9 protein-coding genes and 2 pseudogenes are annotated in these 13,388 nt (G+C 56.3%); 3 read left to right on the plus strand and 8 right to left on the minus strand.

Annotation, left to right across the window (positions count from 1 at the left end; all coding sequences use genetic code 11):
• Window positions 1-51 precede the first annotated feature (51 nt).
• Window positions 52-1,514 (minus strand): annotated as a pseudogene (gene eat, locus CH74_RS03600) (ethanolamine permease).
• Between the two features lie 283 nt (window positions 1,515-1,797).
• On the opposite strand from eat, the gene CH74_RS03605 reads away from it, so the two are divergent.
• Window positions 1,798-2,595, plus strand: a complete 798-nt coding sequence (locus CH74_RS03605) for a TraX family protein (RefSeq protein WP_048306107.1) — start codon at window positions 1,798-1,800, stop codon at window positions 2,593-2,595.
• Between the two features lie 66 nt (window positions 2,596-2,661).
• Here CH74_RS03605 and CH74_RS03610 read toward each other — a convergent pair whose 3' ends face one another.
• Complete coding sequence (locus CH74_RS03610; protein WP_048306108.1) at window positions 2,662-3,552, minus strand: LysR substrate-binding domain-containing protein; 891 nt, start codon at window positions 3,550-3,552, stop codon at window positions 2,662-2,664.
• A gap of 100 nt (window positions 3,553-3,652) precedes the next feature.
• Between CH74_RS03610 and CH74_RS03615 the strand changes: the two genes are divergently transcribed.
• Window positions 3,653-4,663 (plus strand): YeiH family protein, encoded by a 1,011-nt coding sequence (locus CH74_RS03615; protein WP_048306109.1) that lies wholly within the window; start codon window positions 3,653-3,655, stop codon window positions 4,661-4,663.
• An 82-nt stretch (window positions 4,664-4,745) separates the two neighbouring features.
• Here CH74_RS03615 and CH74_RS03620 read toward each other — a convergent pair whose 3' ends face one another.
• The 6 genes and pseudogenes from CH74_RS03620 to CH74_RS03645 form a co-directional block, all read right to left on the minus strand.
• On the minus strand, window positions 4,746-5,819 hold the full coding sequence (locus tag CH74_RS03620) for a YeiH family protein (RefSeq protein ID WP_082140273.1): 1,074 nt from the start codon (window positions 5,817-5,819) through the stop codon (window positions 4,746-4,748).
• Window positions 5,820-5,915: 96 nt separating this feature from the next.
• Window positions 5,916-6,404, minus strand: a complete 489-nt coding sequence (locus CH74_RS03625; protein ID WP_048306110.1) for a universal stress protein — start codon at window positions 6,402-6,404, stop codon at window positions 5,916-5,918.
• Between the two features lie 73 nt (window positions 6,405-6,477).
• A complete protein-coding gene (locus tag CH74_RS03630; RefSeq protein ID WP_048306111.1) occupies window positions 6,478-7,821 on the minus strand; it encodes a TRAP transporter large permease in 1,344 nt (447 codons plus the stop codon).
• Between the two features lie 3 nt (window positions 7,822-7,824).
• Window positions 7,825-8,388, minus strand: a complete 564-nt coding sequence (locus CH74_RS03635; protein WP_048306112.1) for a TRAP transporter small permease — start codon at window positions 8,386-8,388, stop codon at window positions 7,825-7,827.
• Window positions 8,389-8,516: 128 nt separating this feature from the next.
• A pseudogene (locus tag CH74_RS19955) lies at window positions 8,517-9,528 on the minus strand (TRAP transporter substrate-binding protein).
• A gap of 763 nt (window positions 9,529-10,291) precedes the next feature.
• Window positions 10,292-11,305, minus strand: coding sequence for a TRAP transporter substrate-binding protein (locus CH74_RS03645; protein ID WP_048306113.1), 1,014 nt, complete (start codon window positions 11,303-11,305; stop codon window positions 10,292-10,294).
• Window positions 11,306-11,834: 529 nt separating this feature from the next.
• Here CH74_RS03645 and CH74_RS03650 point away from each other — a divergent pair.
• Window positions 11,835-13,313 carry a PLP-dependent aminotransferase family protein gene (locus CH74_RS03650; RefSeq protein ID WP_048306134.1) on the plus strand — a complete coding sequence of 493 codons (1,479 nt, stop codon included), beginning with the start codon at window positions 11,835-11,837 and terminating at the stop codon, window positions 13,311-13,313.
• Window positions 13,314-13,388: the final 75 nt, after the last annotated feature.

Below are 13,388 nucleotides of genomic sequence, written 5' to 3' on the forward strand. Positions count from 1 at the left end.
CATCAAGTCGTCAGCGTTGTTGTCTTGTCGGACAGGCCCCAGGGGTGGTGCCTACTTTTTCTTGGCCTGCTCTTCTTTCGAGAGCTCCTGTTCGGCGCTTGTGATGGCGGCAAACTCCTCTTCCGGCGCCTGGGCCACCAGATGATGGCGGCTATAAAAACCAAAGTAGGCCAGCATGATGGCGTAGAAGACCGCGGACCATAGCGCGGCCTCGACGCTGACCACGAAGGTCGACAAGAACGCCACGATAGCCAGCACGAAGGCGATTCCAGCGGTCACGACGCCGCCTGGGGTGCGGTAGGGGCGCTCGAGTTCCGGTTCATTGCGGCGCAGTACGATATGGGACAGAGTCATCATGGCGTAGGAAATGGTGGCGCCGAACACCGCCATGGTGATCATCAGATCTCCCTGGCCGGTCAAAGACAGCAAGAACCCAATCATTCCAGGCACGATCAGGGCCAGATAGGGCACTTTGCGACCACCGGTGACGGACAGCCAGCGCGGCAGATAGCCGGCTCGAGAGAGTGCAAAAGTCTGGCGGGAATAACCGAATATGATCGAGAAAAACGAGGCGATCAATCCTGCCAGCCCTACCAGATTGACGAAGCCCGCGATCAGGGAGTTCGTGCCATAGACCGCCTGCAGCGCCCCTACCAAGGGGGCGGCATGGTTGCTGATCGTCTCGGCGCCGGCGCCGCCAGGGGCCAGCAGCAGCACGCAGGCGGCAAACACCAGCAGCACAAGCATGGCGGTAATGATGCCTCGGGGCATGTCCTGGGCCGGATCGCCTGCCTCTTCTGCGGCCAAAGGCACGCCTTCCACGGCTAGAAACAGCCAGATGGCGAAGGGCAGCGCTCCCCATATGCCGATATAGCCTTCCGGCAGAAAGGCAGACGCTCCGATTGCGTCGGTATTGGGGGCGATATCGAACAGATTGGCGATTTCAAAGTGCGGCAGCATGCCGATCGCAAACACTAAAATGGCGATGACTGCCAGGGCCGTGATGCCCATCATGATCTTCAAGGCTTCCCCCGCACCCCACAGATGAATGCCGACGACAGGGTATAAAAGGCGGCATACACCAGGGGCCCATCGATGCCGATCAGCGTATTGACGTAGCCGCCGATGAAGATCGCGATCGCCGCAGGCGCAATGGCGTACTCCAGCAGAATCGCGGTTCCCGTGATGTAGCCACCCAAGGGACCGAAGGCCCGACGGGCAAAGCTATAGCCGCCACCGGCAGTGGGCAGCGAAGAAGAGAGTTCCGCGATCGACAGCACCATGCAGGTATACATGGTGGCCATCAGCAAGGTAGCGATCAGCATGCCGCCAAAGCCACCGGCGGCAAGGCCAAAGTTCCAACCGGCGTAGTCGCCGGAAATCACATAGGACACGCCAAGGCTTGCCAGCAAAATCCAGCCCGCAGCCCCCTTTTGCAGTTTGCGTTTATCCAGATACTCGGACTCCACGGACTCGTAGCCGGACGACGCCGAGGATGATTTAGAAGCGCTCATGAGACCCCCTGGGTCTATTTGTATTTGTTGTGGCGTCGAGTAGATCCTGTGGTATCTACCGCATCCTCGCAGGGCGCTGATCGGATGGCTCAAATCCTGGTCCGCTTTCGAAGCGTAGTAGGGTTTGTGAGAAAATCGCCAACAATATCGGAGTGGCCAGGCTGTCTAGACATTGCGTCTATGTCGGTCTTGTACTGGCGATTTGGGGTGATGGTCGCTATCGTAGCGCGTTCGTCATTTTTCAGCGGATTCTCCATCCGCTCGCAATACACCGGAGACCAAGATGCGTGCGCCATCATCCGCCTCGACAACTCAGGCGACACTACGACCCTCCTCGGCCTGGACGGCCTGGGGTCAGTGGATTGCCTTGATTACCATGACCGTGGACCATGTCACGCGTTATCTGTTTCCAGGTAGCTGGGACATGGGCTGGGCCAGCTCTTCCCTTGGACGTATCGCTTTTCCCTTGTTCGCCGGCATGGTGGCTTGGCACGGGCTGTTCAACACTCGCGATCCCTATCGCTATGCCAGACGGGTACTCATCATCGGCCTGATCGCGCAGCTGCCTTACATGACCATGCCTCGGGACGGCTTCCAGCTGAACATCTGCTTCACCCTGGCTCTAGGGCTGTGCTGGGGCACCTGGCTGCGAAGTCTTGCCCGTCGTGTCGATGTGGATACGGAAGCGCCGTTGCAGCGCCCCTTGTTGTTGGGAGCATCGCTACTGGCCTGGTGGCTGCTGAGTCCGTGGTTCGAGTATGGTCACGAAGGCCTGCTGTTGATTCCTTGTTATATGCTGGCACTGCAGGCATTGACCCAGCGCACGGACTCCTTCCAGGAGCATTTATTGATGGTAGCGGCCAGCGTGCCAGTACTGCTCGTGGCCGGTCTGATGAACAACTCCGACATGGCCAAGTCCTTTACTGTGGCAACGACGCTATTGATTCTGCTGTTGGCTGCCGGCGAGGCCAATCGGGTACCGCAGATCAGCCCAGGCGCGAGAATGCCGCGCAAGGTATGGCTGGCCTGGTACCCTGGGCATTTTGCGGTGATCGCGCTGCTATTGCATGGCCCTTGGTGAGCTGGGCCTCAATGAACCGATCCGAGGCGAGTAGCTTCTTGATACGCCCTAGCACAAGGGATCGCTTCAACCCGCCTCCAGTAAAAACACCTTGAAGGCCTGCCATAAAGGGCTGCGATAGCGGTCCGGGTGCCATACCAGAGAAAAGGTGCGACACAAGCTGAGCTTGCTGTCGAGGGCGATCAGCTCCCCGCGCTTGAGTTCGCCGGCCACACTCAGACGCGATAGACACCCAAGTCCCAGGCCTGCCCGCACGGCCTGCTTGATTGCTTCATGCTGGCCAAGCTCCATGCGCACCCGCAAACGCTCGACGTAAGGCCGCACCGCCGCCTCGAATATCGCCCGGGAACCCGAGCCGTGCTCGCGCAGAATCCACTGAGCCCGCTGCAGCGCCTTATCATCAAGATGATCGCTTCCGGCCAGGGGATGATGCGACGCACAGACCAGTACCATCTCGTCCTGACGCCAGACCTGACTCGTTAGTCGTGCCTCGCTGCACTGCCCCTCAATCAATCCCAGATCCGCATTGAAGCGCAGAATATCGTCCAGGACTTCACCGGTGTTGCGCAGGCGCAGCTGCAGATCGACCTCTGGATGATGCTCGCTGAACTCCCCGGCCAGCGTCGGCAGCAAATAGGTGCCGATGGTGGCGCTGGCGGCAATCTTGAGGGTGCCCTGCAGGACACCATCCGGCTCCTTAGCCGCCTCGACGAACTGTACCAGCTCATCAAGCATGCGCTCGGCCCGGGGCAGCAGACGCCTTCCGACATCGTTGAGCTGCAGCCGTCGACCAAAGCGGTCAAACAGCATCACCCCGAGATGGCGCTCCAGATCCGCCAGGGCCTGGCTGGTGGCGGATTGGGACAGATGCACGTGCTGGGCAGCGCTCACCACGGTGCCTTCCCGGGCCACTGCCACGAAGACCTGAAACTGGCGCAGGGTCACGCTAACGTTCATATCGATTTTTCCGAACTGACATATCGTTATTACATGCTAAGCCATTTAACGCACCGGCCTTACCCTTGTCGTCAACAACCACTGAAAAGGAGATGGCACCATGTGGCAAGGTTTATCGATCTGTGTCGCACTGACTCTGGCCGGTTTCGGCCTTACGTTCGTGCCCGGTCTTGCAGGCACCGGTATCAGCCCGCTTGTGTTCGCCATGCTGTTGGGGCTCGTGGTGGGCAATCTGCCCGGTGTCGCCAGAGTCGCCTCTGTCTCGGGGCCGGGTCTCAAGTTCGCCACCCGCTGGCTTTTGCGTAGCGGCATCGTGCTGTTCGGGCTGTCTCTAACCTTGCAACAGGTCATCGGCCTAGGGCCCAAGGTACTGGTGCTGGACACCCTGGTCATCGTCAGCGTACTGGTCGCCGGCTACTGGATCGGCACCCGCCTTCTGGGTATGGACAGCGAAACCACCCTGCTGACCAGCGCCGGCAGTGCCATCTGTGGCGCCGCCGCGGTACTCGCCACGGAAGCCACTATTCGCTCTCGGCCTGCCGCCACTGCCATGGCGGTGGCCACGGTAGTCCTGTTTGGCTCCCTGGCAATGCTGGTCTATCCGCTGCTCTACTCCTTTACCGGCATGGATGAGAGCCTTTTCGGCATTTATATCGGTGCAACGGTTCACGAAGTTGCTCAGGTGGTGGCCGCGGGCGATGCGGTGGGTAATCAGGCCCTCGCCAACGCGGTCATCGTCAAGCTGGTGCGGGTCATGCTGCTGGTGCCCTTTCTGTTGATCATCGGCCAGTGGTGGATGCACCGGATTCGCCGTCTGTCTCAAGGCAGCGAAACCGTGGCGCCAAGTGGCGGTCTGGTCATTCCCTGGTTCGCCTTCGGCTTTCTGGCGATGGTGGTGGCCAACAGCTACATCACTCTGCCTGCGCCGATGCATCAAGGGCTAGTCGTCATCGGTCAAGTTGCCTTGACCATGGCCATGGCGGCGCTGGGCTTCGAGACCCGTATCGAGAAGCTCAAGGCATTGGGGATCAAACCCTTCATACTGGCACTGATTCTGTTCGTCATGCTGATCACCGGGGGCATGTTCGCAAGCCAGCTGATCATGGGTTGATTTCACCTCTAATGCAGAACGAAAAGACCGCTGCCGGGTTTAACCGGCAGCGGTCTTTTGTTTTGACGGTTTTTTTCCTACGTCAGCTTCCTACTCCACCGATCAGAATGAAGCCAAGCACCAGCAGCAGCAGGAACGCCGTCTCGATTAGCATCAAAATGATCGGCTTCCAACCTACCACCGCGAGTTTTTGAAAAGACGTCTTGATGCCGAGTCCGGCAATGGCCGTGACCAGACACCAGCGGGATACCTCCGTGAAGCCCTCTACAGCGACCTGAGGAATGAGGCCAAAACTGTTGATGATCACGATGACGATAAAACCGACCAGGAACGTCGGCAGCATGGGCACCTTACCGCCGGCAGCGTTTTCCGCCTGACGCTGCTGACGATAGATGAAGATGAAGCACATCACCGCCGGCACCAGCATGGCCACCCGCAACAGCTTGACGAAGGTAGATACGTCTCCGGTGTGCTGGGAAATGATATAGCCTGCCCCGACTACCTGAGCCACATCATGAATGGTACCGCCCAAAAACACCCCGGCCTGGTCGTCGCTCAATCCCAATACGCTGACGATCAATGGATAGGTGACCATGGCCATGGTCGAGAGCGCGGTAACTGCCACCACCGTGAGAATCGTATCCCGTTCATGATTTTCATGGCGAGGCATGGCGGCAGAGAGCGCCAGTGCCGCAGATGCGCCGCAAATGGCGACGGAGCCGCCAGTGAGAAGCCCCATCTCCTTGGTAAGACCTAGCATCCTGGCCACGAGATAGCCCAAAAGGATCGTCAAGGTGACACCGATGATTACCGTGACAATAGGGCCAAGTCCAAGTTCGCTGATTTGTGCAATGGTAATGCGCACCCCCAAAAGCGCCACCCCGATGCGCAGGATCGTGCGTGAGGCAAACTCCACTCCAGGCAGACAGGGTCCCTCCAAGGAGAGAAAGTGCAGCGATATGCCGAACAGCAGCGCATACAGCATCACCGGGCCGCCGTAATGATCAGCGATGAAGGTGGTTGCCAAGGCGATGGTGACGCACACCAGCACACCGGGCACCAGCTCGGAGAAGCGTTCGGCGCGATGCCCACCGAGTCGATGAAAATGCTTCTTCAGCGGATTCTCAGGCAGAGAATTGGGGTCTTGCTGAGCCATGACATCACCTTTTTAAATAAAATCACCGATCGGTATCCAAACCGACCGGTCGGTACTAAGTGAACATCTTCAAAAACGTCGTTACGCGGGACGCTTTCACGCAGGTCCCGGCACCACTATTACGGGAATGTGCGCACGCTTCAGCACGCCCTTGGCCACTTTGCCCGCATAGGAGGCCGTCAGCCCGTGCTTGTTGGCCGCAATCACGATGAAATCATGAGAATGCTTTGCCGCAACCTCGTTGATCACCGCCGCTGGATAGCCTTCGAGCACCTTTAGGGCGACCACCCTAGAAGCCAACGCCTGCTTTTCTTCAGGACGTTGCAGGAAAAAGTCATCGATTTTTTCCTGCAGCTGCTCCCGGGCCAGATCGATACGCTGATGCACGAATCCTTCGAGCGATTCCCGGTTACGGATATTGGCCTTGAGCGTATTCATCACATCCTCGGCCAGGGGTTTGACCACGTGTAGTACGTGCAACTCGGCACCGGTGCTCAACGCCAGTCTCGCCGCCTGCTCCAGCACTCCATGAGAATCACCGCGCAACCCCACGCAGCAAAGAATGCTTGTAATCCGATGTTCCATGTCCCCTCCTCACATAGTTGGCTGTACGAGCGCCTGCCTGGGAAGCGACGTCTTCGAACACACCGTCACTTGACTAATAGCCCATTATTCGAGGCAACCATAGCGATATTTCGGGAAAATAGGCGATAAGAAACACGGCGAAGATAGACCCCCCCGCGAAAGGTAACGCTTTGAGGGAAATTTCCTCGATCGACGAACCGCCTATACCTGACGCCACGAACAAGTTTTCTCCCAATGGCGGGGTCTGAAAACCGATGGCCAGGGCACAGACCACGACGATGCCGACCTGTACCGGGTCCACTCCCAGCATATACATGATTGGCAATAACACCGGCGTCAGAATCATGATGGCGGCCAGTGTCTCCATGAACATGCCGACAAATAACAGGAAGACGATGATCATCGCCCAGATCAGATAAAGGTTGTCGGTGAACGCCAGCATGGCCTCGGCGATGTGCGCCGGCACCCGCTGTTCCACCAGCAGTCGGCCGAAGACGGTCGCGGTGAACAGGATCAGCAGTACCCGTCCGGTGATCCAGGTCGTCGTCTCCAGGGTGCGCATGGCGGGTTTCCACTTGAGTTCCTTGTGCAGGAAGATACCCACCACCAGAGTATAGACGATCGCTACGACAGCCGATTCTGTGGGCGTGAACAGCCCCGTGTAGATGCCGCCGAGGATGATGATCGGTGCCAGCATCGACCATATGCCCTTGCGCAGCGTCGCGCGAATATGCGGGAACGACCAGCTATCCGTCAGACCGCGATAGCCCTTTTTGCGTGAGATAAAATAATTGATGGTCAGCAGACAGGTGGCGATGACCACACCGGGCAAGATACCGGCGATGAACAGCTTAGGGATCGATAGCGTCTGGAACGAGCCATGCATTGCCACTGCCTCGGGCGGCGGCTGCAGTCCCATCCCTGAAATGCCAAAGATGACCATGGGAATAGAGGGCGGAATGACCACACCAAGCCCCCCGGAGGAAGCGGTAACCGCAGAGCCGTAAGCACGATCGTAGCCTCGATTGGCCATGGCGGGGATCATTAGCATGCCGACCGCGGCAGTGGTCGCCGGCCCTGAACCGGAAATGGCGCCGAAGAACATACAGGCAAACACGGTCGCCGCGGCCAGGCCGCCGGTGACCGGTCCGGCAAAGGCTTCGGCGATATCCACCAGACGCTTCGAGATCCCCGCCGCCTCCATCAGCGCTCCTGCAAGAATGAAGGCGGGTAATGCCATCAAGGGGAAGGAGCCCACGGAGGTGAAGGCCATCTGCACGAAAGCCATGGGGTTTTCGCCAATGGAAAGATAAGTAATAAGCGCTGCCACGCCCAGGGACACCGTAATGGGAGCTCCCAGCAGCAGTAACAGCAAAAAGGCACCGAATAGAATGTAGACGATCATGGTATCAGTCATGGCTCAGCGTTCCTGCTTGTTGTCATTGGTGTTATTCATGCGACTGGAGCGCTTCATCTTTTCCACTTCTTCGGTCTCGGGATCGACCACATCCACCTTTTTCACATATTTCAGGTAATCGTTCTGAATGATGCGAAACGTCATTGCGATAAACGCGATGGGTAGAATCAGATAGAAATACTTCATCGGAACCCCCAAAGTCTGGGACTTCCAGAACAGGTTCATCTTGTTGAACACAAAATCGTAGCTCAAGTAGATGAACACGGCGTTGAATGCGATCCAGATGGCGTCGGTCAGAAGAGTGCAGAACGTCTCGACCCATTTTGGAAAGAACTTGAACTGGAAGGTGACCCGGTTATGGGCTGCCATCTTCGCTGCATAGACCGCCCCCAGATAGGCAAACCAGACGAAGGCGTAGGTTGCCAGCTCGTCACCCCAAGCCAGTGAATAGCTGAAAAGATTTCTCAGCACGATTTGCGCAAAGAGAATGGCAACAAAAGAGACCAGGAGAAACTGGCATATATAGTTCTCCAGGTTGTTGAGAATATGTAGTGTTATACGTTTCATGACGATTGGCCCCTGCCTGGGCGGGATCCAGTAATCCCGGTCTTTCTGACTCACGGACGCCTGCATCGACTCAAAGAAGTCGATGCAGGATTTGGCTCATAATGTTCATTGTATGGATACGTTGGGTATCATCCGGCGGGGGCTGGCTCGCGGCCCAATGTTTTTAGCGCCTCGTCTAGTTTTTCCTTGCCACCGATGCTGTCGTAGAACTGCGGCCAGACCTGGGTGGCCTGTTCGATCCAGGCTTTCTCGTCGTTAGCGGGTTGGGTAATGGTCATACCATGCTCCTCGACCAGTTTTTTCTTGATAGCGTCTTCGGTTTCGATGAGATAGTCATAGCTGTGCTCGGTGGCTTCTTGGCCGGCAGCAAGCACGGCTTCCTGCATCTCCGGATCCAGGCTCTGGAACTGTCCTTCCCCCATGATCAGGGGTTCGAGCAAGAACACGTAGCAGCTGTCGGTAACGTGACTCTGTACCTCGTAGAATTTCATGGCATCAATGGTGATGTAGGGAGTGTCCTGTCCATCCACCACGCCTTGCTGAAGAGCAGTGAAAGTCTCGGTCCAGGCCAAGGGGTTCGGGTTGACCCCCAGGCTGATAGGCGGCGATCATGATTTCGTTCTTGGGCACTCGAATGACCAGGCCCTCGATATCCTCGGGCTTTTCGATAGGTCTTTCGGAGTTAGTTAGGCGACGGCAGCCAGAGTAGGACCAGCCAAGAATCCGCACCCCGGCGTCACGGATGGTGTTTTGCGTCATTTGATCGCCGATTTCGCCCTGGGTGAGCTTCTTGGCATCCTCGGCGTTCTGAATCACATAAGGCAAGGTCATCACGCCCACGGTGGGAGAAAACGGCGTGATGTTGTTGATGGCCAAAATAGACAGATCCAGCAGCCCCATGCTGGCGTTGTTGACCGTATCCTCTTCGCTGCCCAGCTGGCCGTTGGGGAAGATATCGACCGTGGTATCGCCGCCGCTCTTTTCTTCGATCAGCTCGGCGAACTTGGTAGCGAGTTCATACTGGGTTCCTCCGGCGGCGTCGCCGACAGCCATCTTCCAGGTCTGTGCCAAGACATTGCCACTCAGCGCAAGACTGGCAATGGAAATGGCGGCAGGCAGCATCAGTTTTTTTAGTCTCATGACATACTCTCTACGTTGTTCTTGTCTGGACGGCGCCAGAAGACACCGTTACTTTTTGCAAACACAATCCTCAAAAAACGATTCTGAACCAAACATTTTCCTGGAGGCGCATTGAGCAGGCATGATGGTTTCACGGATTGTCAGATGCCGTTCAAACATCTTTGTGTTTCGGCTTTTCACTCAACGATAGATCACCCTTGACGAACATACCTGTAAACCCAGTCATGATCCATTGAGGCGCTTCGTTATCTACTCTCTTTCAAGCACCGGGACCATCAACAGGGCCAATTCGTCAATTTATTTTGGGCCAGTTTGTATAATTCATCGTAATTCAACATCTTCACTAGCTGGCATATAACAAGACTTTGACTTAAGTCTTGTGGACAGGCGTACAGGAAAACGATTGCCGACATCTGTTTGCTGCCAGTCCAGTCTACAGACAGAATCGCCCACACCGATGCAGCGGTGACCCGCGATTGCCCAACAATGAGGTACCATCGCGAGCGGCTCTGCCTGGGCATGATCCGGTAATCTCGGTCTCTTTAGGAAATCACTGCATAAATGCCTACACGAACGAATTGCGGCGTTGCGCGGTGCTCGAAAACTTGCCTAACCCCGTGTTATGTCTCGTTTCCTGCGCTCCGTGCGCCTTGCACTTCATTTCGCTCGGCGATTTATTCAGCAATTCCCTAAGTCACAAACGTCTGCACCGACTCCTAAGAGTCGGTGCAGAATTCGGATTACAGCGCGTACTTGGTAGATATCATCCCGCAGGGGCTGGCTCGCGACCGAGCGCTTGCAACGCTTCGTCGAGTTTTTCCTTGCCGCCGATGCTGTCGTAGAACTTCGGCCAGATCTGGGTAGCCTGATCGATCCACTCTTTCTCATCGTTGGCGGGCTGAGTAATGGTCATACCATGCTCATCGACCAGCTTCTTCTTGATGGAGTCTTCGGTTTCAAGAAGATAATCGTAGCTGTGCTCGGTGGCTTCTTGACCAGCAGCGAGTACGGCTTCCTGCATCTTCGGATCCAGGCTCTGGAACTGCCCTTCACCCATGATCAGAGGCTCGAGGGAGAAAATGTAGCAGCTATCGGTGACATGATCTTGCACTTCGTAGAACTTCATGGCATCGATGGTGATGTACGGGTTGTCCTGACCGTCGACCACACCCTGCTGTAGGGCGGTGAAGGTTTCCGACCAAGCCAGCGGGTTGGGGTTGATACCCCAAGCCTGATAAGAAGCGATCATGATTTCGTTTTTGGGTACGCGAATGACCAGTCCATCAAGATCGGCAGGCTTTTCGACGGCCTTGGCAGAGTTGGTCAGACGACGACAGCCCGAGTAGGCCCAGCCCAAAATCCGTACACCCGCATCGCGAATGGTGTTTTCCGTCAGTTCCTTGCCAATGTCACCTTGAGTCAGCTTCTTGGCATCTTCGGCATTATGAATCACGTAGGGCAGTGTCATTACGCCAACGGTGGGTGAAAACGGCGTGATGTTGTTGATGGCAAGGATCGAGAGATCGAGCAGCCCCATGCTGGCGTTATTGACGGTGTCCTGCTCGCTTCCCAATTGTCCGTTGGGGAAGATGTCCGCCGTGATTTCGCCATCGGTCTTCTCTTCGATCAGTTTGGCGAAGGTTGTGGCGAGCTCGTACTGGGTTCCCCCGGCGGCATCCCCGGTCGCCAATTTCCAATTCTGTGCCAACACGCTACCACTAAGCGCTAGACTGGCAATAGAGACGGCGGCAGGCAGCATCAGTTTTTTTAGTTTCATGACATACTCCTAGCGTTATTCTTGTCTACGAGGTGCTGAGATGCACCATTACTTTTTAGCAGTCGTGATTCCTGAAAGACAGCTTCGACTTTATTTTTTCTACTGAGCCATGGATCACAAAATCATCTTGGCTTAATTAATTATCGGTTACCGTTTAAACATCTTTATCGTCGTTGCCGTTCCAAACGGTACGGCCGTCTCCATTGGCCAGGCTTGACCGATACCGTCATGATCCATTGACGTACTACGGCAACCAATGTCCTTCAGACGCTCAGACTATCAATAGGGCCAGATCGACCTAGCGTTTTGGTCCAGTTCGTACAATCCTGTGCAATTCAATGAGTTCGCCGCATCGTCAAGCACCCCAAACATGACTTAAGTAGTAGAGCTAGACGTCCAGAAAACGCGTCGTGCGACACATTGTTTACCAATTCGGCCAACTGCCTGGCGCAATACTGGCACAATGTCAGCAATACGTATCTCGCCCCAACCTGAAACGCCGATCATTATCGGCTCTTTGACGACCGCCATGAATCAACTACTTTTTCATCTTGATCCTCAACTACCGGCCAGCTTGCAAAAACAGCTACGCGAACAGGTGGCACGCGCGATTCTCGATGGTCATATCCCGATGGACAAGGCGCTGCCCTCGAGTCGTAAACTGGCCCAGGAGCTGGGCATTGCCCGCAATACCGTCATGCTGGTCTACGAACAATTGCTCGACAGCGGCTATCTGTTAGCGAAGAGCCGCAGCGGCTATTTTGTCAATCCAGAGATCCTCAAAGGGCATGCGGCAAGGCCGGAGCGTCTGAACGACATCGATGCTGAGCAACTAGCCTGGGAAGAGCTACTGACCATGCGCCCTTCCCAGCAGAGAACCATCAACAAACCCAACGACTGGTCCTGTTACGAGTATCCATTTCTATATGGCCAGATCGATCCGGAACTCTTCCCGACGCCCCAATGGCGGGAGTGCAGCCGGGATTCCATGAGCGTGCCGGCCATTCGCAGCTGGGCGGTGGATCATCTAAACGACGACGATCCTTTGTTGATCAAGCAAATCCGCACTCGTCTGCTGCCCCGACGTGGCGTATGGGCAGCGCCGGAAGAGATTCTGGTGACCGTGGGCGCCCAGCAGGCCCTTTGGCTGGTCAGCATGCTGCTGCTCAAAAAAGGTCGACGCTTCGGCATGGAAAATCCCGGCTATGTCGACATGTTCAACATCGCCTCGACCTTCACCGACGATATTCTTTTGCTGCCGGTAGATGCCCAAGGCATGCGCCCTGACATGCAGATCAGTACCTGCGACCTTACTTATGTCACCCCCAGCCATCAGTCGCCCACCACGGTCACCATGCCCCTTGACCGGCGGCGGGCACTGCTCGACCTGGCAGAGCAGGACAACTTTCTGGTCATCGAGGACGATTACGAAAGCGAGACCAACTATCTGGAAAACCCCACCCCGGCCCTCAAGAGCCTGGACAAGCACCAGCGGGTCATTTACGTCGGAAGTCTTTCCAAGACTCTCGCCCCGGGGTTGCGGGTAGGCTACATGGTCGGCCCGCCGGCTTTGATCCGCGAGGCCCGAGCGCTGCGTCGATTGATGTTGCGCCACCCACCCACCAACAATCAGCGTGCGGTGGCTTTATTTTTGGATCGCGGCTATCACGATGCATTACTTCGTCAGATTCATCGCGTCTATCATCGCCGCTGGCGATGCATGGGCGAGGCGCTGGCCATTCACATGCCTCACGCCTCGACTCCTTCTATCTATGGCGGCTCCAGCTTCTGGATCAAAGGGCCGCCGGGCATGGATTGCCGCTTGCTGCAGGAACTGGCCCGGGAGCACGGCATTTTAATCGAACGAGGAGATCTGCACTTTTTCGATGAGCCTTACAGCGAATACTTTCGCCTCGGCTTCTCGGCGATCGCCGAGGCTCGCATTGCCGCAGGCATCGAAAAGCTGGCAAGGCTCGTGGCCCAAGCGGTCATTATCGATACGCCATGATGCGGTACCTGGAAGATGCACAACAAAAAACCGGCCTCCTTTCGGAAAGCCGGTTTCATCATGAGCCTTTTGATC

This window comes from Halomonas sp. PR-M31 (assembly GCF_001039575.1).
In the GTDB taxonomy this organism is placed as follows: domain Bacteria; phylum Pseudomonadota; class Gammaproteobacteria; order Pseudomonadales; family Halomonadaceae; genus Modicisalibacter.